This window comes from Salmonella sp. SA14318 (assembly GCF_029866905.1).
GTDB lineage: Bacteria > Pseudomonadota > Gammaproteobacteria > Enterobacterales > Enterobacteriaceae > Salmonella > Salmonella enterica.
On record NZ_CP123282.1, the window covers coordinates 4,365,368 to 4,389,720 of the forward strand.

The window sequence follows — 24,353 nt, forward strand, 5'->3', positions numbered from 1 at the left end:
TGCAGATGCTCCATATTGTTATGTGGTGAATTAAGCCAGTAAGCGATAGCCCGGCAGGGTGAGGAAGTCGATTAAGTCATCTGAGGTGGTGATTTGCTCCATCAGACGTGCGGCATCGTCGAAGCGCCCGCTGCTGTAGCGGTGCTCGCCCAGTTCGTCCTGGATTACCCGCATCTCTTCCGCCAACATTTCGCGGAAAAGCGCTTTCGTTACGGGTTTTCCATTGCTCAGTGTTTTCTCATGGTGAATCCACTGCCAGATAGAGGTTCGTGAGATTTCCGCCGTCGCGGCATCCTCCATCAGACCGTAAATCGGTACACAGCCATTGCCGGAGATCCACGCTTCAATGTACTGCACTGCCACGCGAATATTGGCGCGCATTCCCGCTTCTGTGCGTTCGCCTTCACATGGCTCCAGTAACTGTTCAGCGGTAATCGGCGCATCTTCATCACGGGTAATGAACAGCTGATTTTTGTGCTCGCCCAGTACCTCGTTAAAGACGGCCATTGCGGTATCCGCCAACCCGGGATGCGCAATCCACGTGCCGTCGTGGCCGTTGTTCGCTTCCAGCGCTTTATCCGCTTTCACTTTGGCAAGGACCTGATTGTTGCGTTCAACGTCTTTGCTCGGGATAAACGCCGCCATACCGCCCATCGCGAACGCGCCGCGCTTGTGACAGGTTTTGATCAGCAGGCGCGAGTAGGCGCTCAGAAACGGTTTGTCCATCGTTACCACCTGCCTGTCCGGCAAGACGCGATCCGGGTGATTTTTCAACGTTTTGATATAGCTGAAAATATAATCCCAGCGACCACAGTTGAGACCGACGATATGATCACGCAGCGCATGAAGAATCTCATCCATCTGGAAAACAGCCGGCAGCGTTTCAATCAACAGGGTCGCTTTGATCGTACCGCGCGGCAGGTTAAAGCGGTCTTCGGCGTAGCTGAAAACTTCACTCCACCAGGCTGCTTCCTGCCAGGCTTGCGTTTTCGGCAGGTAAAAATACGGGCCGCTACCTTTAGCGAGCAGCGCTTTATAGTTGTGGAAAAAGTACAGAGCAAAATCAAACAGGCTGCCGGGAATGGCTTCCCCCCGCCAGGTAACATGTTTTTCTGGCAGATGTAGACCACGTACACGACAAATCAATACGGCCGGATCGGGCTTGAGCTGATAGATTTTTCCGGCTTCGTTGGTATAGCTAATGGTGCCGTTCACCGCATCACGCAGGTTGATTTGACCATCAATAACTTTATTCCAGTCCGGCGCCAGCGAGTCTTCAAAATCCGCCATAAACACTTTCACATTTGCGTTCAGGGCATTAATCACCATTTTACGTTCAACCGGCCCGGTAATTTCTACTCGGCGATCCTGTAAATCCGCCGGAATACCACGAATCTGCCAATTACTTTCTCTAATGGAAGTGGTTTCCGAAATAAAATCAGGCAACTTACCGTTATCAATATCCTGCTGTTGCTGGATACGTGCAGCCAGGAGTTTATTGCGTTTTGGCGTAAAACGGGTGACTAACTCCGTCAAAAACTCGACTGCCTCAGCGGTCAGGACTTGCTTTTCCAGCTCGCCTTGCGGCCTGGTAAAGGTTAATTCATCAGTTGTGGTTGCCTGTGGATTCATCATGCAGCTCCTCTTGTTGATCCAGATACATCCCCAATGCGAACGAAGGATCACTGTGCGCTTTTCGTTCAACACAACTAAGACTACTCAATTAAATTTCAAAATCAAAAACAATTTCCATTTTTAATTTAATTATGCATTAACCTATTGATAACAATGTAAATTAAATTTAATTACATGATGAGGTGCGTTTCGGAAATAAAAAAGGCACCCGAAGGTGCCTGATTCAACATGCTGAAACGCTTTAGGATCGTCAGAAGCAGAAGATTAATCCAGGGTTGGATTCATGTGACGCAGATCATATGGCGTAATCTGGTAGACATAATAGTTGAGCCAGTTAGTAAACAGTAAATTACCGTGGCTGCGCCAGGTTGCGCGCGGTATGTTTTGCGGATCGTTTTTTGGGAAATAGTTGTACGGAACCTCCGGATTTAACCCGGCCTCAACGTCACGAAAATATTCACCCGCTAACGTATGAGCGTCATATTCAGGATGACCGGTGACAAACGCAATACGTTTATCTTTGCTGGCAAACAGGTACGCATCCCCTTCTTCTGTTTCGGCCAGAATTTCAAGATCCGTATAATCCCGTATTAGCGCCGCCGGGAAATCGGCATAGCGTGAGTGTGGCGCAAGAAACGAATCATCAAAACCACGCGTTAACAGAGCATGAGGATGAAGGATGTGATGTTCATAGACGCCGGAAAGTTTATCTGTACGGGTCTGCTTAGGGATACCATACAGAATATTGAGTGCAGCCTGGACGGCCCAACAGACAAATAGCGTCGAAGTAACGTGATCTTTCGCCCATTCCAGCACCTGCCTAATCTGCGGCCAGTAAGCCACGTCATTAAACTCCACCAGACCCAGCGGCGCTCCGGTCACGATAAGCCCATCAAAGTTCTGATCGCAGATATCGTCGAAGTTACAGTAAAAGTTGTTCAGATGCTCGGCTGGCGTGTTCCTCGACTCGCGGGCATCTATCCGCAGCAGTTGAATATCGACCTGCAATGGCGAGTTCGATAGCAAGCGCAGAAACTGATTTTCCGTTTCAATCTTCTTCGGCATCAGGTTAAGGATAAGTACCTTTAGCGGGCGAATTTCCTGACCTGATGCGCGAGAAGTCGTCATGACGAAGACATTCTCCTCACGTAAAAAATTGACGGCGGGTAGCTCGTCCAGCACGCGAATCGGCATAACCTGATAACCTCACGACATACGTTTAAACGTTTAGACATCCAGATAGCTGAAGATACTCAGAAATCAGGCGAATGTCGAGTCTGCAAGTTCAAGGTGAGAAAGTTTCACGACAGCATTTGCATTAGAATAGAAGTAAGCAAAAAAGGAGTGAAGATGATGATTAACATTCGCCGTTCAAGGCATGAGGAAGGGGAAAAACTGATTGCGATCTGGCGTCGCTCAGTCGATGCCACGCACGATTTTCTGTCAAACGCTTATCGGGCCGAACTGGAAGAGCTGGTGAGCGATTTTCTGCCAGAAGCGCCACTATGGGTTGCCGTGACCGATCAGGATGAGCCGGTAGGATTTATGCTGCTTACCGGCGAACATATGGATGCGCTGTTTGTCGATCCGGACGTGCGTGGTCAGGGTATCGGTAAGAGATTAGTTGAACATGCGTTAACACTGGCGCCGGGGTTGACAACCAATGTTAATGAGCAGAATACACAAGCTGTTGGATTTTATAAGAAAATGGGATTTAAGGTGACGGGACGTTCGGAGGTTGACGATCTTGGGAAACCGTATCCATTGTTGAATTTAATTTATCCGTGAGTAGTGGTGCTGCCTGATAAGTGCATACAGGCCGGATAAGGCGAAACTGCCATCCGGCGGTGCAGGTTGCCTGATGGCGCTGCGCTTATCAGGCCTACATTTTTACAGTTACCACACACGCAAAGAAGCCCGTCCAGACGGACGGGCTTCTTCACTTGTCTGATGCCTGGCAGTTCCCTACTCTCGCATGGGGAGACCCCACACTACCATCGGCGCTACGGCGTTTCACTTCTGAGTTCGGCATGGGGTCAGGTGGGACCACCGCGCTAGTGCCGCCAGGCAAATTCTGTTATCAGACCGTTTTTACGTTCTGATGTAATCTGAATCAGTGCTGAAAATCATCTCTCATCCGCCAAAACATCTTCGGCGTTGTAAGGTTAAGCCTCACGGTTCATTAGTACCGGTTAGCTCAACGCATCGCTGCGCTTACACACCCGGCCTATCAACGTCGTCGTCTTCAACGTTCCTTCAGGAGACCTAAAGTCTCAGGGAGAACTCATCTCGGGGCAAGTTTCGTGCTTAGATGCTTTCAGCACTTATCTCTTCCGCATTTAGCTACCGGGCAGTGCCATTGGCATGACAACCCGAACACCAGTGATGCGTCCACTCCGGTCCTCTCGTACTAGGAGCAGCCCCCCTCAGTTCTCCAGCGCCCACGGCAGATAGGGACCGAACTGTCTCACGACGTTCTAAACCCAGCTCGCGTACCACTTTAAATGGCGAACAGCCATACCCTTGGGACCTACTTCAGCCCCAGGATGTGATGAGCCGACATCGAGGTGCCAAACACCGCCGTCGATATGAACTCTTGGGCGGTATCAGCCTGTTATCCCCGGAGTACCTTTTATCCGTTGAGCGATGGCCCTTCCATTCAGAACCACCGGATCACTATGACCTGCTTTCGCACCTGCTCGCGCCGTCACGCTCGCAGTCAAGCTGGCTTATGCCATTGCACTAACCTCCTGATGTCCGACCAGGATTAGCCAACCTTCGTGCTCCTCCGTTACTCTTTAGGAGGAGACCGCCCCAGTCAAACTACCCACCAGACACTGTCCGCAACCCGGATTACGGGTCCACGTTAGAACATCAAACATTAAAGGGTGGTATTTCAAGGTCGGCTCCATGCAGACTGGCGTCCACACTTCAAAGCCTCCCACCTATCCTACACATCAAGGCTCAATGTTCAGTGTCAAGCTATAGTAAAGGTTCACGGGGTCTTTCCGTCTTGCCGCGGGTACACTGCATCTTCACAGCGAGTTCAATTTCACTGAGTCTCGGGTGGAGACAGCCTGGCCATCATTACGCCATTCGTGCAGGTCGGAACTTACCCGACAAGGAATTTCGCTACCTTAGGACCGTTATAGTTACGGCCGCCGTTTACCGGGGCTTCGATCAGGAGCTTCGCTTGCGCTGACCCCATCAATTAACCTTCCGGCACCGGGCAGGCGTCACACCGTATACGTCCACTTTCGTGTTTGCACAGTGCTGTGTTTTTAATAAACAGTTGCAGCCAGCTGGTATCTTCGACTGACTTCAGCTCCGTGAGTAAATCACTTCACCTACGTGTCAGCGTGCCTTCTCCCGAAGTTACGGCACCATTTTGCCTAGTTCCTTCACCCGAGTTCTCTCAAGCGCCTTGGTATTCTCTACCTGACCACCTGTGTCGGTTTGGGGTACGATTTGATGTTACCTGATGCTTAGAGGCTTTTCCTGGAAGCAGGGCATTTGTTGCTTCAGCACCGTAGTGCCTCGTCGTCACGCCTCAGTGTTAAAGTGAACCGGATTTACCTGGAACACACACCTACACGCTTAAACCGGGACAACCGTCGCCCGGCCAACATAGCCTTCTCCGTCCCCCCTTCGCAGTAACACCAAGTACGGGAATATTAACCCGTTTCCCATCGACTACGCCTTTCGGCCTCGCCTTAGGGGTCGACTCACCCTGCCCCGATTAACGTTGGACAGGAACCCTTGGTCTTCCGGCGAGCGGGCTTTTCACCCGCTTTATCGTTACTTATGTCAGCATTCGCACTTCTGATACCTCCAGCAACCCTCACAGGCCACCTTCGCAGGCTTACAGAACGCTCCCCTACCCAACAACACACAGTGTCGCTGCCGCAGCTTCGGTGCATGGTTTAGCCCCGTTACATCTTCCGCGCAGGCCGACTCGACCAGTGAGCTATTACGCTTTCTTTAAATGATGGCTGCTTCTAAGCCAACATCCTGGCTGTCTGGGCCTTCCCACATCGTTTCCCACTTAACCATGACTTTGGGACCTTAGCTGGCGGTCTGGGTTGTTTCCCTCTTCACGACGGACGTTAGCACCCGCCGTGTGTCTCCCGTGATAACATTCTCCGGTATTCGCAGTTTGCATCGGGTTGGTAAGCCGGGATGGCCCCCTAGCCGAAACAGTGCTCTACCCCCGGAGATGAATTCACGAGGCGCTACCTAAATAGCTTTCGGGGAGAACCAGCTATCTCCCGGTTTGATTGGCCTTTCACCCCCAGCCACAGGTCATCCGCTAATTTTTCAACATTAGTCGGTTCGGTCCTCCAGTTAGTGTTACCCAACCTTCAACCTGCCCATGGCTAGATCACCGGGTTTCGGGTCTATACCCTGCAACTTAACGCCCGGTTAAGACTCGGTTTCCCTGCGGCTCCCCTATACGGTTAACCTTGCTACAGAATATAAGTCGCTGACCCATTATACAAAAGGTACGCAGTCACACAGGTAAACCTGTGCTCCCACTGCTTGTACGTACACGGTTTCAGGTTCTTTTTCACTCCCCTCGCCGGGGTTCTTTTCGCCTTTCCCTCACGGTACTGGTTCACTATCGGTCAGTCAGGAGTATTTAGCCTTGGAGGATGGTCCCCCCATATTCAGACAGGATACCACGTGTCCCGCCCTACTCATCGAGCTCACAGCACATGCGCTTTTGTGTACGGGGCTGTCACCCTGTATCGCGCGCCTTTCCAGACGCTTCCACTAACACACATGCTGATTCAGGCTCTGGGCTCCTCCCCGTTCGCTCGCCGCTACTGGGGGAATCTCGGTTGATTTCTTTTCCTCGGGGTACTTAGATGTTTCAGTTCCCCCGGTTCGCCTCATTAACCTATGGATTCAGTTAATGATAGTGTGACGAATCACACTGGGTTTCCCCATTCGGGTATCGCCGGTTATAACGGTTCATATCACCTTACCGGCGCTTATCGCAGATTAGCACGCCCTTCATCGCCTCTGACTGCCAGGGCATCCACCGTGTACGCTTAGTCGCTTAACCTCACAACCCGAAAATGTTTCTCGCGATTCATCATCGTGTTGCGAAAATTTGAGAGACTCACGAACAACTTTCGTTGTTCTGTGTTTCAATTTTCAGCTTGATCCAGATTTTTAAAGAGCAAATATCTCAAACGTGACTCGCAAGTCAGTTTTGAGATACTGATGGCAACGCCTTTCACACATTACCGCGCAAGTGGCGTCCCCTAGGGGATTCGAACCCCTGTTACCGCCGTGAAAGGGCGGTGTCCTGGGCCTCTAGACGAAGGGGACGTATCAGTCTGCTTCGCAAGACGCCTTGCTATTTACTTTCTATCAGACAATCTGTGTGAGCACTGCAAAGAACAGTTCTTTAAGGTAAGGAGGTGATCCAACCGCAGGTTCCCCTACGGTTACCTTGTTACGACTTCACCCCAGTCATGAATCACAAAGTGGTAAGCGCCCTCCCGAAGGTTAAGCTACCTACTTCTTTTGCAACCCACTCCCATGGTGTGACGGGCGGTGTGTACAAGGCCCGGGAACGTATTCACCGTGGCATTCTGATCCACGATTACTAGCGATTCCGACTTCATGGAGTCGAGTTGCAGACTCCAATCCGGACTACGACGCACTTTATGAGGTCCGCTTGCTCTCGCGAGGTCGCTTCTCTTTGTATGCGCCATTGTAGCACGTGTGTAGCCCTGGTCGTAAGGGCCATGATGACTTGACGTCATCCCCACCTTCCTCCAGTTTATCACTGGCAGTCTCCTTTGAGTTCCCGACCTAATCGCTGGCAACAAAGGATAAGGGTTGCGCTCGTTGCGGGACTTAACCCAACATTTCACAACACGAGCTGACGACAGCCATGCAGCACCTGTCTCACAGTTCCCGAAGGCACCAATCCATCTCTGGAAAGTTCTGTGGATGTCAAGACCAGGTAAGGTTCTTCGCGTTGCATCGAATTAAACCACATGCTCCACCGCTTGTGCGGGCCCCCGTCAATTCATTTGAGTTTTAACCTTGCGGCCGTACTCCCCAGGCGGTCTACTTAACGCGTTAGCTCCGGAAGCCACGCCTCAAGGGCACAACCTCCAAGTAGACATCGTTTACGGCGTGGACTACCAGGGTATCTAATCCTGTTTGCTCCCCACGCTTTCGCACCTGAGCGTCAGTCTTTGTCCAGGGGGCCGCCTTCGCCACCGGTATTCCTCCAGATCTCTACGCATTTCACCGCTACACCTGGAATTCTACCCCCCTCTACAAGACTCAAGCCTGCCAGTTTCGAATGCAGTTCCCAGGTTGAGCCCGGGGATTTCACATCCGACTTGACAGACCGCCTGCGTGCGCTTTACGCCCAGTAATTCCGATTAACGCTTGCACCCTCCGTATTACCGCGGCTGCTGGCACGGAGTTAGCCGGTGCTTCTTCTGCGGGTAACGTCAATTGCTGCGGTTATTAACCACAACACCTTCCTCCCCGCTGAAAGTACTTTACAACCCGAAGGCCTTCTTCATACACGCGGCATGGCTGCATCAGGCTTGCGCCCATTGTGCAATATTCCCCACTGCTGCCTCCCGTAGGAGTCTGGACCGTGTCTCAGTTCCAGTGTGGCTGGTCATCCTCTCAGACCAGCTAGGGATCGTCGCCTTGGTGAGCCGTTACCTCACCAACAAGCTAATCCCATCTGGGCACATCTGATGGCAAGAGGCCCGAAGGTCCCCCTCTTTGGTCTTGCGACGTTATGCGGTATTAGCCACCGTTTCCAGTAGTTATCCCCCTCCATCAGGCAGTTTCCCAGACATTACTCACCCGTCCGCCACTCGTCAGCGAAGCAGCAAGCTGCTTCCTGTTACCGTTCGACTTGCATGTGTTAGGCCTGCCGCCAGCGTTCAATCTGAGCCATGATCAAACTCTTCAATTTAAAAGTTTGATGCTCAAAGAATTAAACTTCGTAATGAATTACGTGTTCACTCTTGAGACTTGGTATTCATTTTTCGTCCGAGGACGTTAAGAATCCGTATCTTCGAGTGCCCACACAGATTGTCTGATAAATTGTTAAAGAGCAGGTGCGACGCGGCTTTCAGCTCACCGTCGCGAGGTGGCGTATATTACGCTTTCCTCTTTCAGAGTCAACCCTGAATTTCAGGATTTTTCTCTTCAACCGACCGGCTGTTTGTGTGAAGTGATTCACATCCGCCGTGTCGATGGAGGCGCATTATAGGGAGTTCTCTGCTGACCGCAATAGAAAAATTGCAGAAAAATGACTGTTTGCTGCATTCCCCAGCAAAACCCCTGGTTATACCCATTTACGCACAGACTTATCCACAAAATGCGCGTTCATCTCCTGGATCTTCTCACTCTGCAAATGATCTTTCAGGGATAAAAGCAGGGCCAGAATTTAAAAAGAAAAATTCGCGAGCGTTGCGCAAACGTTTTCGTTACAATGTCGCCGCAAAATGAGAATGCCCCATAAGGGGCGTTAGCTGAGTTTTTCACGAAAAATTCAGCTAACGCTCTCTGTAATCGTCAAATCCAGGGGATTTACCATGCAACAACGTCGTCCAGTCCGCCGCGCTTTGCTCAGTGTTTCTGACAAGGCCGGTATCATCGAATTCGCCCAGGCACTTTCCGCACGCGGTGTGGAGCTGCTGTCTACGGGGGGCACAGCCCGCCTGTTAGCAGAAAAAGGCCTGCCGGTGACCGAAGTTTCCGATTACACCGGTTTCCCGGAAATGATGGATGGACGCGTAAAGACCCTGCATCCAAAAGTCCACGGCGGCATCCTCGGTCGTCGCGGCCAGGACGATGCCATTATGGAACAGCACCACATCGCCCCTATCGATATGGTTGTCGTTAACCTGTATCCGTTCGCCGAGACCGTTGCCCGCGAAGGTTGCTCGCTGGAAGATGCAGTAGAGAACATCGATATCGGCGGCCCGACCATGGTGCGCTCCGCCGCGAAGAACCATAAAGACGTCGCTATCGTGGTGAAGAGCAGCGACTACGATGCCATTATTAAAGAGATGGATGCTAACGAAGGTTCTCTGACCCTCAACACCCGTTTCGATCTCGCGATTAAAGCCTTCGAACACACCGCCGCCTACGACAGCATGATCGCTAACTACTTCGGCAGCATGGTTCCGGCCTACCACGGTGAAAGCAAAGAAGCCGCCGGTCGCTTCCCGCGTACGCTGAATCTGAACTTCATTAAGAAGCAGGATATGCGTTACGGCGAGAACAGCCACCAGCAGGCTGCCTTCTATATAGAAGAGAATGTGAAAGAAGCGTCCGTTGCCACTGCACAACAGGTGCAGGGCAAAGCGCTTTCCTACAACAACATCGCCGATACCGATGCGGCGCTGGAATGCGTGAAAGAGTTCAACGAGCCAGCCTGCGTAATCGTCAAGCACGCTAACCCGTGCGGCGTGGCGGTAAGTACCTCTATTCTCGACGCTTACGATCGCGCCTATAAAACCGACCCGACCTCCGCGTTCGGCGGCATTATCGCCTTTAACCGTGAGCTGGATGCGGAAACCGCGCAGGCCATCATCTCCCGCCAGTTCGTGGAAGTGATCATCGCCCCATCTGCGACCGAAGAAGCGCTGAAGATCACTGCCGCTAAACAGAACGTTCGCGTCCTGACCTGTGGCCAGTGGGCACAGCGCGTACCGGGCCTCGACTTTAAACGCGTTAACGGCGGCCTGCTGGTTCAGGACAGGGATCTGGGTATGGTGAGCGAAGCTGAACTGCGCGTGGTCTCTAAACGCCAGCCGACCGAGCAGGAGCTGCGCGATGCGCTGTTCTGCTGGAAGGTCGCCAAGTTCGTGAAATCCAACGCCATTGTGTATGCGAAAGAGAACATGACTATCGGTATAGGCGCAGGCCAGATGAGCCGCGTGTACTCCGCGAAAATCGCTGGCATTAAAGCGGCTGACGAAGGTCTGGAAGTGAAAGGTTCCGCGATGGCCTCCGACGCGTTCTTCCCGTTCCGTGACGGTATTGATGCCGCTGCCGCCGTTGGCGTGAGCTGTGTGATCCAGCCTGGCGGTTCTATCCGTGATGACGAAGTGATTGCCGCTGCCGACGAACACGGTATTGCGATGATCTTCACTGACATGCGCCACTTCCGCCATTAATGGAGCGAAACATGAAAGTATTAGTGATTGGTAACGGCGGACGCGAACACGCGCTGGCCTGGAAAGCCGCACAGTCGCCGCTGGTTGATACCGTTTTTGTCGCACCGGGTAATGCCGGTACCGCGCTGGAGCCCGCGTTGCAGAACGTGGCTATCGGCGTCACCGATATTCCGGCGCTGCTGAGCTTTGCCCAGAACGAGAAGATTGATCTGACCATCGTCGGCCCGGAAGCGCCGCTGGTGATTGGCGTGGTCGATGCCTTCCGCGCCGCAGGCCTGAAAATTTTCGGCCCAACCGAAGGGGCCGCGCAACTGGAAGGCTCCAAAGCGTTCACCAAAGATTTCCTCGCTCGTCACCAGATTCCGACGGCGGAATACCAGAATTTCACCGAGATTGAGCCAGCCCTGGCTTATCTGCGTGAGAAAGGCGCGCCGATCGTCATCAAGGCCGATGGTCTGGCTGCAGGCAAAGGCGTTATCGTGGCGATGACGCTGGAAGAAGCCGAAGCCGCCGTTCATGACATGCTGGCAGGCAACGCCTTTGGCGACGCGGGCCACCGCATCGTGATTGAAGAGTTCCTCGACGGCGAAGAAGCGAGCTTTATCGTGATGGTCGACGGCGAGCACGTGCTGCCGATGGCCACCAGCCAGGATCACAAACGCGTAGGCAATGGCGATACCGGCCCGAATACCGGCGGCATGGGCGCATACTCACCGGCGCCGGTGGTGACTGATGAAGTGCACCAGCGCACCATGGAACGCATCATCTGGCCAACCGTGAAAGGCATGGCAGCAGAAGGTAACACGTACACCGGCTTCCTGTATGCGGGTCTGATGATCGACAAGCAGGGCAACCCGAAAGTTATCGAGTTCAACTGCCGCTTCGGCGATCCGGAAACCCAGCCGATCATGCTGCGCATGAAATCGGATCTGGTGGATCTTTGCCTGGCCGCCTGCGACGGCAAGCTGGATGAGAAAACCTCCGAGTGGGACGAACGCGCTTCATTAGGCGTGGTGATCGCCGCGGGCGGTTATCCGGGCAGCTACAGCACCGGCGACGAGATCCACGGCCTGCCGCTGGAAGAAGTGGCTGACGGTAAAGTTTTCCACGCGGGCACCAAACTCGCCGATGACGACCGCGTGTTGACCAGCGGCGGACGCGTCCTGTGCGCCACCGCGCTGGGCCACACCGTGGCTGAGGCGCAGAAACGCGCTTACGCCCTGATGACCGACATCCGCTGGGACGGCTGCTTCAGCCGTAACGACATTGGCTGGCGCGCCATTGAGCGTGAGCAAAACTAACGGCTGAGTTTAGCCAGCAGCGTTTTGCGCGTAATGCCTAATTGGCGGGCGGCTTCCGTTTTGTTGCCGCCCGTTTTTTCCAGCGCCGCCAGAATCACCTCTTTTTCGACGTCCACCAGCGGTTGGATCTCACCGCTGTATTCCGTTTTTATCGGCGTCGCGGCAATAGCGAGAGGCAATTCGCGTTCAGAAATGTATTCTCCCGTCAGCAACACCACCGCCCGCTCGATAGCGTTTTCCAGCTCACGGATATTGCCCGGCCAGTCGTAGTGGATCAGCAGATCCATCGCCTGCGGCGTAAACCCCTTTACCGCTTTTCGGTTACGTTCGGCAAAACGCCGCAGAAAATGGTCTGCCAGTAGCGGAATATCTTCCCGACGCTGGCGCAAAGAAGGCATTTCAATCGCCACCACATTCAGGCGGTAATAGAGATCCTGACGAAAGCGACCGGCACTCACCTCTTCCGCCAGGTCGCGGTGGGTAGCGGCAATTAACCGAACATCCACAGATATCGTCTGGTTACTTCCCACGCGTTGCACTTCGCGCTCCTGAATCGCCCGCAGCAAACGTACCTGCATTAACGGCGAGATATCGCCGATTTCATCAAGAAACAATGTCCCGCCGTCAGCTTCGACAAAGCGTCCCTCCCGACGTTTATCCGCGCCGGTAAACGCGCCTTTTTCGTGGCCGAACAGCTCAGACTCCAGCAGCGATTCATTAAGCGCCGCGCAGTTGAGCGTGACCAGCGGTTTGTCGCTCCTGGCGCTACAGGCGTGTAGCGCCCGCGCCACCAGCTCTTTACCCGTGCCGGAGTCTCCGTGAATCAATACCGTGGCGTCTGATGGTGCGACCATCGCGATTTCATTCAGTAAATGTTGCATCGCCGGACTGCTGCCAATCATGCCAAACTGCGCAGCCGACGCCGATGGCAATTCAGCGCCCGTTTCCCGCGTATGCGCCAACGCCTTTTCCAGCGTCTCCTGCAGACGGTCAAAATCCAGCGGTTTAATTAAATAGTCGAGCGCGCCGGCTTTCAACGCCTCTACCGCCGTTTCCACGCTGGAGAATGCCGTCATAATCAAAATCGGGATGGCGGGGTTGAGCGCTTTAATCTCCTTCAGCGTGGCGATACCGTCCATCTCCGCCATACGCACATCGCACAGTACCAGATCAAAGACTTTCTCACGCACCTGAGCCAACGCATCATGCCCACTGTAGGCCAGAGCGACGTTATAGCCCCAGCCCCGAAGCAGCGCCTGTAAAATCGTGCAGTGGCTTACATCATCATCCACAACCAGAATATCGATTTTTCCGCGTATCACCCTTGTTAATCCTGTTGTCTCGCTATCACTGGCAACCAGATAGTAAAGACCGCGCCTTTACCCTCAATACTTTTCACCTTAATCGCGCCGCCATGCTGTTCGATGATATTTTGCACCACCGCCAGCCCCAGGCCTGTCCCGTCAGCTTTGGTCGTAAAATAAGGTGTAAAAATCGCCTCCAGCTGATCCGGGGCGATCCCTTTCCCGCTATCGGTAACAGTGATGATAACGCGGTCGGTCCCACTTTCTTTTGCCTCTACGCTAATCGTTCCCTGGCGGCCAATCGCATGAATAGCGTTCAGGTACAGATTCAACAGCACCTGAGTCAGCCTGTCCGGGTCAGCCTGAATACGCTTAAGCGTCTCATTCGCCGTGAATCTCAACTGAATCTCTCTGCTTTGGGCATCCTGACTGACCAGATTCAGGGAGTGAGTAATAATATCATTGAGGTTAACCGCCTGGAGCGTCAGATGCGCGGGCTTTACCAGTTCGAGCAATTCGCTTACCACCCGGTTCAAACGGTCGGCCTCTTTGGCCATCACCTGCGCCAGTTCATGCGACTCGCCGCCGGCAGGCGTGCGCTCGGCAAAGTATTTCGCCAGCCCTTTGATGGACGAGAGCGGGTTACGAATTTCGTGCGCGACGCCCGCCGCCAGATGCCCCATCGCCACCAGCTTTTCTTTACGCTTCATTGCATCAAGCAGTTCTCTGTGCGAGCGCTGATAACGCTGATGCCAAAAAAACGCCAGTAACGTTGCCAACAGCACCGCCGCTAACGCAGACAAAACAATCAGCGTATTACGCCACTCCCTTGCCTGTGTTGCGGCCAGCTCGCTGGCGTCAAAGGCAATAAAAATAGTTTGTTTCGCTGGTTCGTTGTCATTGGCGCTACGCGCCATGCCGTGCCCCCTCATACCGTGACCTCTCATACCGAAAAGCGGCTGGAACTGACGGTAAATTTCCAGCGCAGGCACCGTCTCGCCGTTAGCAGCAACGTCGACACGCCGCCAACGCTCCTGCGGCCCGGGGTTTAGTTGATGCATTTCAGATGCGGAATAGAGCGATTTGCCCACCATGCCAGGGTTGCTATGAGTGATGATTACCCCCTGCGCATCCGTTACGGCGAACCACAACACGCCTGGCTGACCCGCCATCTCTTCCAGCAATGTCTGCTGCTGCGCGTGATGCATCCGCATTCCCATACCTACTCGCGTGCCGGACTCCAGAGCGCGAATGAGTACATTTCCCTTTTCCAGCAGCGTCTGCCTGGCGGCAGCGCTCTCACGGCCATAGTCGCGAATGACCATAATGGAAAATAGCCCCACCAGAATGAAGATCGCCGCAGGTAACAGCCGACTCAACCACGTTGCAGCGGCATCTTTATGTAATCGTATAAAACTCACAGGCTTCCCCGGCTCGTTTTTATTTTCCTTACTTAAGCAGAGATCATGCCATTCTTCGCTCCGCATAACCGCGCGTTGTCGCACACCCTTTCGGATACGGATGGGTAAAAATGACTCGCCAGGCGGGTCATGCGAGTCATTTTTACTCGCTTTTTGCCGCCTGAAGCGGGTTAACTCGCTGCCCGACAAGGAATAGTTACCTGGCACGGAAGATGCTAGAGAGAGGATAAGATGAGCAACAGGAGAACGCAAAATGAAACGGAACAATAAATCAGCTATCGCGCTAATCGCCCTCTCTCTTTTGGCCCTGAGCTCCGGCGCCGCCTTCGCCGGGCATCACTGGGGCAACAATGACGGTATGTGGCAACAGGGAGGTAGCCCGTTAACCACGGAACAGCAGGCGACGGCGCAGAAGATTTATGATGACTACTACACGCAGACCAGCGCGCTGCGCCAGCAACTGATATCCAAACGTTATGAATACAACGCGCTACTGACCGCCAGTTCGCCGGATACTGCGAAAATTAACGCGGTTGCCAAAGAGATGGAGTCATTAGGCCAGAAGTTAGATGAGCAACGCGTGAAACGGGATGTCGCGATGGCGCAGGCTGGCATACCACGCGGCGCAGGAATGGGCTATGGCGGTTGCGGCGGCTATGGCGGCGGTTATCATCGCGGCGGCGGTCATATGGGTATGGGAAACTGGTAAAGCATGTTTGCCGAATGGCGGCTTCGCCATTCGGTATTCCATCAAAAGGTTTTCGCTTGCGGCTGCCAGTGACAGAAATCTGAATTCGCCACCAGCAAAAGTTGCGATCCTTCCGGCGCCTCCAGCCATGCTACGCTCACCTCTACCGATGAGTGGTTCTGGCGGCGCTCAATGTGGCTTATTGCCCAGGAATCCAGATCCGGTTTCAGCGTTTCACCTTCACAGGTGGTTACCGTATGGTCGGCGTGCCAGCGTCCCTGGCGTAGTATGACCCGCCCCAGGCGCAAGGCGTCGCTGGTCTGACGGATTTGTTCGGCGCGATAGCGATACAAGGCAATCTGATCGTTGGAAAGCTGCTGCTTCTGCCCCCCGACTTCACGCTGCATAAAACTAAGTTCGCCATGAGCGTCGAAACGCGCGCGAATATGTTCTGGCGGTTTGCTGTAAATATTGAGTTCAATAAGCGAAAGCGTATCACCCTGCCAACGATATTCGCTGGTCGTCGTGCTGCCGCTATGCCACGGGCTAAAAACAGAAAGCAGATGGACTTCATCGTTCGTATCTTTACGCCAGATACGCACCGCGCCGTGATCGCCGGCAAAGCCGCTGGCAGTAAACGGAGGCGGTGAAGCGTTATGACTGCAGGCAGTCAGCAACAGCGCGCCAGAAAACAGAAACGCGCGACGCCAGACAGACAAAAGGGGCTGACGAGCCCCTTCGATAAAACTGTTCACAGCTACGCGTCTTACTTAACTGCGTCTTTCAGAGCTTTACCAGAAACAAACGCCGGTACGTTAGCGGCGGCGATTTTGATTTCTTTACCGGTCTGTGGGTTACGGCCAGTGCGCTCAGCACGGTGGTTCACTTTGAAGGTACCGAAACCAACCAGTTGTACAGCATCGCCTTCTTTCAGAGACTCAGTAATAGCAGCCAGAGTGGATTCCAGAGCAGCTTTAGCCTGGGTTTTGGACAGTTCTGCTTTGTCTGCAATTACATCAATCAGTTGAGTCTTGTTCATAAGTTATCCTTACAATGTGTTTATCGCTTGCTAAGCATCGAGTGCGACGGAAATGCCAGAAAAGCACTCTCCTGCATACACGCACCGATAGCCACTTTTTTTCGCCTCCCAAATGTAGACCAGACGGGGGGCATAAGGGAAGCCTTATGGCACGACAAATCAGACGTTAAATCACGTTTTCTGGTGTCATTGCTGAAAATTTATACCGATATTGCTCTCACCAGCCTCGCGCAGGTCTGCCCTGAGCCCTTTTATCAGTTCAATATCGCGTTCTTCGCAGTCGGCTAAAAGTCGGAATATTTCCCACTGAATATCCCATTCCTGTTCAACGGCAGGGTTCGTTTTGAGCTCCTCATCGGTCATTTCCCGACCAGCCTGAGTCATTTCCAACATCGCTACCGTAGTAATGGAAGTCTTACTAACCTCAATAGCGTGTTCCAGCGTTTCGCCGCTAAGGCGAGAATGCATTAATTCGCTTAATGCGACGCAGGCATCAATCGCCGGGTAAACGCCGTACAGATCATAGTCGTCAGCTGCCGGAATTGCCTCTTCAAACTTCTCCAGTTGGCTATCGAAATTGACCTTTGCATCTTTCACCGTCAGGGTTTCCCAGATCAGATCCAGAATGCGACGGTAGATCTGTCCGTCGCCGAATTCCGTCTGCTTGCAAAACATGGCGTAGTTCGGGTACATGCGCTCGCACAAGCAGGCCATAAAGGTAACGTGCTGCCAGCTTTCCAGCCGCTCCAGACGCAAATGAATCGGGTTTTGTAACATGATGGAATCTCGAATCGGAAATTAGCGGCAGTTTACCTGAATCAGCGCTGAATTTCTTGCCAACGAACAAACGCCGGACGCCCGGAAGCGACCGCATCCGCCCAGCGCGTCGGCTCCGGCAGGCGATACCCTTTCATACAGCGCTGTACCCACGCCAGCGCGCTGTCAGTACTGACCCGGTGCCCTGTCGCGATAAACAGCGGATTACAGCGCGCCTTGCTGCGCCATACCCACGCCAGTTGCTCGCCTTTATCCATTAAGGGGCTAAGTGCACCAGGTTCGGCGGAAAGTGGCTCAAATTTACCGCATAGCCGTTTTTTCGCTACGCCGATGGTCGGCACGTCCACCAACAGTCCAAAATGACTGGCGACGCCAAGCCGACGCGGATGCGAAATACCGTGACCGTCCACAAACAGCAAATCGGGCTTTTGCGAGAGCTGTTCCCACGCCGCCAGCAGCGCAGGATATTCACGAAAAGAGAGGAAGCCGGGGATATACGGCATGGTGGTGGCAATACGCGCCACCTTGTACTCGACCAGTTCAAGCGACGGATATTTCAGCAACACCATCGCCGCCCGCGTCACCTCGCCCCCCTGCTCAAAACCGACGTCCGCCCCGCCGATAAACGCTGGCGGATCTTTGTCCAGGCGATCTTCGCGGCAAACCGATGAAGCAAGTTCTATCTGTTGAGCGCGTAGCGACGCGAGATCCATACTAACTCCTTAGCTGTGATACTGCGCAGAAAGTCGGTGCACTGCCTCCACAAATGCGCCAGCATGTTCTGGCGGCACATCCTGATGGATGCCATGTCCAAGGTTAAAGACGTGCCCTTCTCCCTGACCGAAACCAGCAAGTATAGTCGCTACCTCGTCTTCGATCCGTGCCGGCGGCGCATACAGCATCGAGGGGTCCATATTGCCCTGCAGCGCCACTTTATGGCCAACGCGACGGCGCGCATCGGCGATATCTGTCGTCCAGTCGAGACCCAGCGCGTCGCAGCCGGTTTCCGCCATCGCCTCCAGCCACTGACCGCCACCTTTAGTGAACAGCGTTACCGGCACGCGGCGACCGTCGTTTTCACGCAGCAGGCCATCGACGATTTTATGCATGTAGTAGAGGGAGAATTGCTGGTAATCGCGGCCAGTCAGCACGCCGCCCCAGGTATCGAAAATCATCACCGACTGCGCACCCGCTTTAATCTGCGCGTTGAGGTACAGCGTGACGCTTTTCGCCAACTTATCCAGCAGCAGATGCAACGCCTGCGGGTCAGCGTACATCATCTTTTTAATCACCGTGAAGGCTTTGCTACTGCCGCCTTCCACCATGTAAGTCGCCAGCGTCCACGGGCTGCCGGAGAAGCCGATCAGAGGAACCTCGCCTTTTAGTTCGCGGCGGATGGTCCGTACCGCATTCATCACATAGCCCAGTTCATCCTCCGGATCGGGAATGGGCAGCTTATCGACATCGGCTTTGCAGGTGACAGGGGCCGTAAAGCGCGGGCCTTCCCCGGCTTCAAAATAGAGCCCCAGGCCCATCGCGTCCGGAATCGTCAGGATATCCGAGAAAAGGATCGCCGCATCAAGCGGATAACGGCGCAGCGGCTGTAAAGTGACCTCGCAGGCCAGTTCGGCATTTTTGCACAGCGACATAAAATCGCCCGCCTGAGCGCGAGTGGCTTTGTACTCCGGTAGATAACGGCCCGCCTGGCGCATCATCCACACTGGCGTAACATCAACGGGCTGGCGCAGCAGCGCACGTAGATAACGATCGTTTTTGAGTTCGGTCATTTTTACATTCCTTTAGCGTTGATGCGCCCAGTGTAACATGTCAATCATATTCAGCCCGACACATTGCCACCGTATCTTCGATCAAACGGCGCGCGACGGTGCCCGGCGGCGGCAGTAGCGGCAGATCGTCGTAACGGTACCAATTTGCTTCCAACAGTTCTTTCGGGTCGATGACAATCTCGCCGCTGTCATACTCCGCCATGAAAGCAGTCATCAGCGACTGCGGGAAAGGCCACGGCTGGGAAGTAATGTAGCGCAGGTTTTTCACCTTAATGCCGCTCTCCTCCATCACTTCACGCGCGACCGCCTGTTCTAAGGTTTCGCCGACTTCAACAAACCCGGCCAGCACGGTATGCACGCCGTTGCGGTGGCGAACGTGCCGGGCAAGGAGGATCGAATCCTCACGGCGAATGGCAACAATAATGCAGGGGGCAATTTGCGGATAGTAGCGTTCGCGGCAATGGCTGCACAGCATCGCCCATTCGGTTTTACTCGGGTGCATAGGGTGCCCGCAATAGCCGCAAAATTTATGCGATCGGTAAAACTCCGCCAACTGTACGCCACGTCCCGCCAGTTGGAACAGCCCTGCATCCTGATCGATAACCTGGCGAACCGATCCCATATCATGGCGTCGATGCTGTAACACCAGCCAGACGGGCTCGCCTTGCCATTCACCTATCCGGAGTGCGCGCTGCCCCACAAGATCGAAATTTGCTGCCAGCCCGTGTGGTAATTCCCCATACGGCAACCATAATTTTTGTTCATGGCTGACGATCCACCAGCCACTCTCTAATTTTTCAATTATACGATCCATAGCTCTTGCACTACCTTTGCTTCACTGGCATGTTGTTAACATTATTTTTACATTCATGGCGAGCAGCCTTTATCTAACTTGCGGAGACAATCATGCTAAACCAGCTGGAAAACCTGACGGAGCGCGTTGGCGGAAGCAACAAACTGGTCGATCGCTGGCTGGATGTACGTAAGCACCTGCTCGTGGCTTACTACAACCTGGTTGGCATTAAGCCTGGCAAAGAATCGTACATGCGGCTGAATGAAAAAGCGCTGGATAATTTTTGTCAGAGCCTGGTCGATTACCTTTCCGCCGGGCACTTCAGTATTTATGAACGTATTCTCCATAAATTGGAAGGAAACGGTCAGCTTTTACATGCGGCAAAAATCTGGCCGCTGCTGGAAGATAATACGCAGCGCATTATGGATTATTACGACACCAGCCTGGAAACTGCCATCGATCACGATAATTGTCTCGAATTTCAACAAGCTCTGTCAGATATCGGCGAAGCGCTGGAAGCCCGCTTTGTGCTGGAAGACAAGCTGATTATGCTGGTGTTTGATGCGATGCACGACGGCGCCAGAGTCAAACGTCCCGCTTGAGTTCTGCGCGAGTAACGGGTAGTTTACTTCAGCCCCCTCTTCGGAGGGGCGGTTATCTTGTCGGAGTGCTAATTTTCCACAAAAGCGTTCGTGATGCGTCAAGGCGGCAAGTCGGTGAATCTCCAGGAGCTTACATAAGTAAGTGACTGGAGTGAGCGGACGAAGCCAACGAAGAGGCAGCGCGAAGGATGAAGTGGAAAAGGCTGAGACCGTTAATTCGGGATCCGCGGAACCTGATCAGGTTAATACCTGCGAAGGGAACAAGAGTAATTCTGCTTTATGCTGCTGCCTTTACGGGCGGCGCACATCCATTACTCCATCCGTCGTCTGACAAGCCACGTCCTTAATTTTTTGGAATGAGCTATGTCTACAACAACGTTAACCCGCCGCGAGCAGCGCGCTAAAGCCCAGCATTTTATCGATACGCTGGAAGGGACTGCCTTTCCCAACTCGAAACGCATCTACGTGACCGGTTCGCAGCATGATATTCGCGTACCGATGCGCGAAATTCAACTGAGCCCGACGCTCATCGGCGGCAGCAAAGACAACCCGCAGTTTGAAGAGAACGAAGCCGTGCCGGTGTACGACACCTCCGGCCCCTATGGCGATCCTGAGGTGGCGATTAACGTCCAGCAGGGTCTGGCGAAACTGCGCCAGCCATGGATTGAAGCGCGGGCTGATGTAGAAACACTTTCTGACCGCAGTTCTGCCTATACCCGCGAACGCTTGACAGATGAAGGGCTTGACGCATTACGCTTTACCGGTCTGTTAACGCCAAAACGCGCCAAAGCCGGACACCGCGTGACGCAACTTCATTATGCCCGCCAGGGGATCGTCACTCCCGAAATGGAGTTCATCGCCATCCGTGAAAACATGGGCCGCGAGCGCATTCGCAGTGAAGTGCTGCGCCACCAGCATCCGGGCATGAACTTCGGCGCGCGCCTGCCGGAAAACATTACGCCGGAATTCGTGCGTGATGAAGTGGCTGCGGGCCGCGCGATTATTCCCGCCAACATCAACCACCCGGAATCCGAGCCGATGATTATCGGCCGCAACTTCCTGGTCAAAGTGAATGCCAACATCGGTAACTCGGCGGTCACCTCCTCCATCGAAGAAGAGGTGGAAAAACTGGTGTGGTCGACCCGCTGGGGCGCGGACACGGTAATGGACCTTTCCACCGGCCGCTATATTCACGAAACCCGTGAGTGGATCCTGCGTAACAGCCCGGTACCGATCGGCACCGTCCCGATCTACCAGGCGCTGGAAAAGGTCAACGGGATCGCCGAAGATCTTACCTGGGAAGCGTTCCGCGACACGCTGCTGGAGCAGGCCGAACAGGGCGTCGACTACTTCACCATCCACGCGGGCGTGCTGCTGCGCTACGTGCCGATGACCGCCAAGCGCCTGACCGGCATTGTCTCACGCGGCGGTTCAATCATGGCGAAGTGGTGCCTCTCGCATCACAAAGAGAACTTCCTGTTCCAACATTTCCGCGAGATTTGTGAAATCTGCGCCGCCTACGACGTTTCCCTGTCGCTGGGCGACGGCCTGCGTCCCGGCTCCATTCAGGACGCCAACGACGAAGCGCAGTTCTCCGAGCTGCATACGCTGGGCGAATTGACCAAAATCGCCTGGGAATACGACGTGCAGGTGATGATTGAAGGCCCGGGTCATGTACCCATGCATATGATTCAGCGCAACATGACCGAAGAGCTGGAGAGCTGCCACGAAGCGCCGTTCTACACCTTAGGGCCGTTGACCACCGATATCGCGCCGGGCTATGACCACTTCACCTCCGGCATTGGCGCCGCGATGATCGGCTGGTTTGGCTGCGCGATGCTGTGTTACGTGACGCCGAAAGAACATCTCGGCCTGCCGAACAAAGAAGATGTGAAACAGGGGCTGATCACCTACAAAATCGCCGCCCACGCAGCGGATTTAGCCAAAGGCCATCCGGGCGCGCAGATCCGCGATAACGCCATGTCGAAAGCGCGCTTCGAATTCCGCTGGGAAGATCAGTTTAACCTCGCGCTCGACCCGTTCACCGCCCGCGCTTATCACGATGAAACCCTGCCACAGGAGTCCGGCAAGATTGCCCACTTCTGCTCCATGTGCGGGCCGAAATTCTGCTCGATGAAAATCAGCCAGGAGGTCCGCGACTACGCCGCCGCGCAAGCCATTGAAGTCGGCATGGCGGATATGTCGGAAAACTTCCGCGCCAAAGGTGGCGAAATCTATCTCAAGCGGGAGGAAGCCTGATGTATCAGCCTGATTTCCCGACCGTGCCGTTCCGTCTCGGGCTTTACCCGGTGGTGGACAGCGTTGCATGGATTGAGCGCCTGCTGGAGGCAGGCGTGCGCACGATCCAGTTGCGTATCAAAGATAAACGCGATGAAGAGGTGGAAGCCGACGTTATCGCCGCCATCGCGCTGGGGCGTCGTTATGACGCCCGGCTGTTTATCAACGATTACTGGCGTCTGGCAATTAAGCACCGCGCTTACGGCGTGCATCTGGGCCAGGAAGATCTCGAAACCACTGACCTGAAGGCGATTCAGGCGGCGGGGTTACGCCTGGGCGTATCGACCCACGATGATATGGAGATAGACGTCGCGCTGGCCGCTAAGCCTTCTTATATCGCGCTGGGTCATGTCTTCCCCACGCAAACCAAGCAGATGCCTTCCGCCCCGCAGGGGCTGGCGCAGCTGGCAAGTCATATTGAACGACTGGCGGATTACCCGACCGTCGCGATCGGCGGCATCAGCCTTGAACGCGCTCCTGCGGTACTGGCGACCGGCGTCGGCAGCGTGGCTGTGGTTAGCGCTATTACCCAAGCAGCAGACTGGCGTGAAGCCACCGCACAACTGCTGGCAATCGCGGGAGTCGGCAATGAATGACCGCGACTTTATGCGCTACAGCCGGCAAATCCTGCTCGGCGATATCGCCATTGAAGGCCAGCAAAAGCTGCTCAATAGCCATGTATTGATTGTCGGCTTAGGCGGATTGGGTTCGCCTGCCGCGCTGTATCTGGCGGGAGCAGGCATCGGCACACTGACGCTGGCGGATGATGACGATGTTCACTTGAGCAATCTCCAGCGGCAAATTCTGTTCACCACCGATGATATCGCCCACCCGAAGACGCAGGCGGCAAAGCTACGGCTGGCGCAGCTCAACCCCGGTAGCGAGCTGATCGTATTGCAACAACGTCTGACTGGCGATGTGCTTAAAAACGCGGTAGCACACGCCGACGTGGTGCTCGACTGTACCGATAACATGGCCACGCGCCAGGAAATTAACGCCGCCTGCGTGGCGCTCAACACTCCGTTAATTTCCGCCAGCGCCGTCGGCTTCGGTGGCCAGCTAATGGTCCTCACACCACCGTGGGAACAAGGCTGTTACCGCTGCCTGTGGCCGGACGATGTCGAGCCTGAACGCAACTGCCGTACCGCCGGTATCGTCGGACCGGTTGTTGGCGTGATGGGCACTTTGCAGGCGCTGGAGGCGATTAAATTACTCAGCGGGATGGAAACGCCGAGCGGCGAGCTACGCCTGTTTGACGGTAAAACCAGCCAGTGGCGCAGCCTGGCGCTGCGTCGTGCCAGCGGCTGTCCGGTCTGCGGAGGGCAACATGCAGATTCAGTTCAATGATGAACCGATGCAGTGCGCCGCAGGGCAAACCGTCAGTGAGCTGCTCACGCAACTCAATCAGCTTAAACCGGGCGCGGCGTTGGCGCTCAATCAGCAGATCCTGCCGCGCGAGCAGTGGCAGCAGCAAATCGTGCAGGAAGGCGACCAGATCCTGCTTTTTCAGGTTATTGCAGGGGGTTGAT

The 24,353-nt window shown here is 54.3% G+C and carries 19 protein-coding genes, 1 tRNA gene, 3 rRNA genes and 1 riboswitch; of the genes, 9 read left to right on the forward strand and 14 right to left on the reverse strand.

Going from position 1 to position 24,353, the window contains the following annotated elements:
• Positions 1–30: 30 nt before the first annotated feature.
• Positions 31–1,632: a malate synthase A gene (gene aceB / locus QEN32_RS20780; protein WP_001069371.1), complete on the reverse strand. Its 1,602-nt coding sequence runs from the start codon at positions 1,630–1,632 to the stop codon at positions 31–33.
• Positions 1,633–1,899: 267 nt separating this feature from the next.
• Complete coding sequence (gene metA / locus QEN32_RS20785) at positions 1,900–2,829, reverse strand: homoserine O-succinyltransferase (RefSeq protein WP_001122767.1); 930 nt, start codon at positions 2,827–2,829, stop codon at positions 1,900–1,902.
• A gap of 156 nt (positions 2,830–2,985) precedes the next feature.
• On the opposite strand from metA, the gene QEN32_RS20790 reads away from it, so the two are divergent.
• Positions 2,986–3,423 carry an acetyltransferase gene (locus QEN32_RS20790; protein WP_000973248.1) on the forward strand — a complete coding sequence of 146 codons (438 nt, stop codon included), beginning with the start codon at positions 2,986–2,988 and terminating at the stop codon, positions 3,421–3,423.
• Between the two features lie 164 nt (positions 3,424–3,587).
• Here the strand turns inward: QEN32_RS20790 and rrf are convergent.
• The 4 genes from rrf to QEN32_RS20810 form a co-directional block, all read right to left on the reverse strand.
• Positions 3,588–3,703, reverse strand: a 5S ribosomal RNA gene (gene rrf / locus QEN32_RS20795).
• Between the two features lie 93 nt (positions 3,704–3,796).
• Positions 3,797–6,703: ribosomal RNA gene (locus QEN32_RS20800) — 23S ribosomal RNA — on the reverse strand.
• Between the two features lie 193 nt (positions 6,704–6,896).
• Positions 6,897–6,972: transfer RNA gene (locus QEN32_RS20805), tRNA-Glu, on the reverse strand.
• Positions 6,973–7,057: 85 nt separating this feature from the next.
• Positions 7,058–8,599: ribosomal RNA gene (locus QEN32_RS20810) — 16S ribosomal RNA — on the reverse strand.
• The 16S, 23S and 5S rRNA genes sit together here with 1 tRNA gene alongside, the layout of an rRNA operon.
• Before the next feature lie 625 nt (positions 8,600–9,224).
• On the opposite strand from QEN32_RS20810, the gene purH reads away from it, so the two are divergent.
• Both purH and purD read left to right on the forward strand, forming a co-directional pair.
• Positions 9,225–10,814 (forward strand): bifunctional phosphoribosylaminoimidazolecarboxamide formyltransferase/IMP cyclohydrolase, encoded by a 1,590-nt coding sequence (gene purH / locus QEN32_RS20815; RefSeq protein ID WP_265322420.1) that lies wholly within the window; start codon positions 9,225–9,227, stop codon positions 10,812–10,814.
• A gap of 11 nt (positions 10,815–10,825) precedes the next feature.
• Positions 10,826–12,115, forward strand: a complete 1,290-nt coding sequence (gene purD / locus QEN32_RS20820; RefSeq protein WP_197393968.1) for a phosphoribosylamine--glycine ligase — start codon at positions 10,826–10,828, stop codon at positions 12,113–12,115.
• Here the strand turns inward: purD and zraR are convergent.
• Both zraR and zraS read right to left on the reverse strand, forming a co-directional pair.
• Positions 12,112–13,437, reverse strand: coding sequence for a sigma-54-dependent response regulator transcription factor ZraR (gene zraR / locus QEN32_RS20825; RefSeq protein ID WP_000617928.1), 1,326 nt, complete (start codon positions 13,435–13,437; stop codon positions 12,112–12,114). The genes purD and zraR overlap by 4 nt on opposite strands.
• 5 nt (positions 13,438–13,442) lie before the next feature.
• A complete protein-coding gene (zraS, locus tag QEN32_RS20830; RefSeq protein ID WP_265322421.1) occupies positions 13,443–14,840 on the reverse strand; it encodes a two-component system sensor histidine kinase ZraS in 1,398 nt (465 codons plus the stop codon).
• Between the two features lie 253 nt (positions 14,841–15,093).
• Here zraS and zraP point away from each other — a divergent pair, with 253 nt between their 5' ends.
• The gene (gene zraP, locus QEN32_RS20835; protein WP_000828129.1) at positions 15,094–15,549 is read left to right on the forward strand and encodes a zinc resistance sensor/chaperone ZraP; all 456 of its coding nucleotides are present in this window, start codon (positions 15,094–15,096) and stop codon (positions 15,547–15,549) included.
• A gap of 41 nt (positions 15,550–15,590) precedes the next feature.
• Here zraP and QEN32_RS20840 read toward each other — a convergent pair whose 3' ends face one another.
• The 6 genes from QEN32_RS20840 to nudC form a co-directional block, all read right to left on the reverse strand.
• Entirely contained in the window at positions 15,591–16,283 is a 693-nt protein-coding gene (locus tag QEN32_RS20840) for a DUF1481 domain-containing protein (RefSeq protein ID WP_001083931.1), read from the reverse strand.
• 11 nt (positions 16,284–16,294) lie between these two features.
• Positions 16,295–16,567, reverse strand: a complete 273-nt coding sequence (gene hupA / locus QEN32_RS20845) for a nucleoid-associated protein HU-alpha (RefSeq protein ID WP_001044509.1) — start codon at positions 16,565–16,567, stop codon at positions 16,295–16,297.
• Between the two features lie 186 nt (positions 16,568–16,753).
• On the reverse strand, positions 16,754–17,344 hold the full coding sequence (locus QEN32_RS20850) for a YjaG family protein (protein ID WP_000940092.1): 591 nt from the start codon (positions 17,342–17,344) through the stop codon (positions 16,754–16,756).
• Positions 17,345–17,385: 41 nt separating this feature from the next.
• Complete coding sequence (gene nfi, locus QEN32_RS20855; protein WP_000362359.1) at positions 17,386–18,057, reverse strand: deoxyribonuclease V; 672 nt, start codon at positions 18,055–18,057, stop codon at positions 17,386–17,388.
• A 9-nt stretch (positions 18,058–18,066) separates the two neighbouring features.
• On the reverse strand, positions 18,067–19,131 hold the full coding sequence (hemE, locus tag QEN32_RS20860) for a uroporphyrinogen decarboxylase (protein WP_000137620.1): 1,065 nt from the start codon (positions 19,129–19,131) through the stop codon (positions 18,067–18,069).
• A gap of 40 nt (positions 19,132–19,171) precedes the next feature.
• Positions 19,172–19,945, reverse strand: a complete 774-nt coding sequence (nudC, locus tag QEN32_RS20865; protein WP_001650853.1) for an NAD(+) diphosphatase — start codon at positions 19,943–19,945, stop codon at positions 19,172–19,174.
• Between the two features lie 92 nt (positions 19,946–20,037).
• Between nudC and rsd the strand changes: the two genes are divergently transcribed.
• The 5 genes from rsd to thiS all read left to right on the forward strand — a co-directional run bounded on the left by rsd (position 20,038) and on the right by thiS (position 24,352).
• Positions 20,038–20,526: a sigma D regulator gene (rsd, locus tag QEN32_RS20870; RefSeq protein ID WP_000934317.1), complete on the forward strand. Its 489-nt coding sequence runs from the start codon at positions 20,038–20,040 to the stop codon at positions 20,524–20,526.
• A 52-nt stretch (positions 20,527–20,578) separates the two neighbouring features.
• A riboswitch (TPP riboswitch) is annotated at positions 20,579–20,803 on the forward strand.
• Between the two features lie 86 nt (positions 20,804–20,889).
• Entirely contained in the window at positions 20,890–22,785 is a 1,896-nt protein-coding gene (gene thiC, locus QEN32_RS20875) for a phosphomethylpyrimidine synthase ThiC (RefSeq protein ID WP_265322422.1), read from the forward strand.
• Positions 22,785–23,420 carry a thiamine phosphate synthase gene (gene thiE, locus QEN32_RS20880; RefSeq protein ID WP_265322423.1) on the forward strand — a complete coding sequence of 212 codons (636 nt, stop codon included), beginning with the start codon at positions 22,785–22,787 and terminating at the stop codon, positions 23,418–23,420. The genes thiC and thiE overlap by 1 nt, the downstream gene beginning before the upstream one ends.
• Positions 23,413–24,171 carry a HesA/MoeB/ThiF family protein gene (locus QEN32_RS20885; RefSeq protein ID WP_197405001.1) on the forward strand — a complete coding sequence of 253 codons (759 nt, stop codon included), beginning with the start codon at positions 23,413–23,415 and terminating at the stop codon, positions 24,169–24,171. Before thiE ends, QEN32_RS20885 begins: the two co-directional genes overlap by 8 nt.
• Positions 24,152–24,352: a sulfur carrier protein ThiS gene (gene thiS / locus QEN32_RS20890; RefSeq protein WP_080213300.1), complete on the forward strand. Its 201-nt coding sequence runs from the start codon at positions 24,152–24,154 to the stop codon at positions 24,350–24,352. The genes QEN32_RS20885 and thiS overlap by 20 nt, the downstream gene beginning before the upstream one ends.
• Position 24,353 lies beyond the last annotated feature (1 nt).

Bases quoted from the DNA above. Each gene is read 5' to 3' on its own strand.
- aceB (WP_001069371.1), bottom strand. From the start codon at position 1,632: ATGAATCCACAGGCAACCACAACTGATGAATTAACCTTTACCAGGCCG.
- metA (WP_001122767.1), bottom strand. From the start codon at position 2,829: ATGCCGATTCGCGTGCTGGACGAGCTACCCGCCGTCAATTTTTTACGT.
- QEN32_RS20790 (WP_000973248.1), top strand. From the start codon at position 2,986: ATGATGATTAACATTCGCCGTTCAAGGCATGAGGAAGGGGAAAAACTG.
- purH (WP_265322420.1), top strand. From the start codon at position 9,225: ATGCAACAACGTCGTCCAGTCCGCCGCGCTTTGCTCAGTGTTTCTGAC.
- purD (WP_197393968.1), top strand. From the start codon at position 10,826: ATGAAAGTATTAGTGATTGGTAACGGCGGACGCGAACACGCGCTGGCC.
- zraP (WP_000828129.1), top strand. From the start codon at position 15,094: ATGAAACGGAACAATAAATCAGCTATCGCGCTAATCGCCCTCTCTCTT.
- hupA (WP_001044509.1), bottom strand. From the start codon at position 16,567: ATGAACAAGACTCAACTGATTGATGTAATTGCAGACAAAGCAGAACTG.
- QEN32_RS20850 (WP_000940092.1), bottom strand. From the start codon at position 17,344: ATGTTACAAAACCCGATTCATTTGCGTCTGGAGCGGCTGGAAAGCTGG.
- nfi (WP_000362359.1), bottom strand. From the start codon at position 18,057: ATGGATCTCGCGTCGCTACGCGCTCAACAGATAGAACTTGCTTCATCG.
- hemE (WP_000137620.1), bottom strand. From the start codon at position 19,131: ATGACCGAACTCAAAAACGATCGTTATCTACGTGCGCTGCTGCGCCAG.
- nudC (WP_001650853.1), bottom strand. From the start codon at position 19,945: ATGGATCGTATAATTGAAAAATTAGAGAGTGGCTGGTGGATCGTCAGC.
- rsd (WP_000934317.1), top strand. From the start codon at position 20,038: ATGCTAAACCAGCTGGAAAACCTGACGGAGCGCGTTGGCGGAAGCAAC.
- thiC (WP_265322422.1), top strand. From the start codon at position 20,890: ATGTCTACAACAACGTTAACCCGCCGCGAGCAGCGCGCTAAAGCCCAG.
- thiE (WP_265322423.1), top strand. From the start codon at position 22,785: ATGTATCAGCCTGATTTCCCGACCGTGCCGTTCCGTCTCGGGCTTTAC.
- QEN32_RS20885 (WP_197405001.1), top strand. From the start codon at position 23,413: ATGAATGACCGCGACTTTATGCGCTACAGCCGGCAAATCCTGCTCGGC.
- thiS (WP_080213300.1), top strand. From the start codon at position 24,152: ATGCAGATTCAGTTCAATGATGAACCGATGCAGTGCGCCGCAGGGCAA.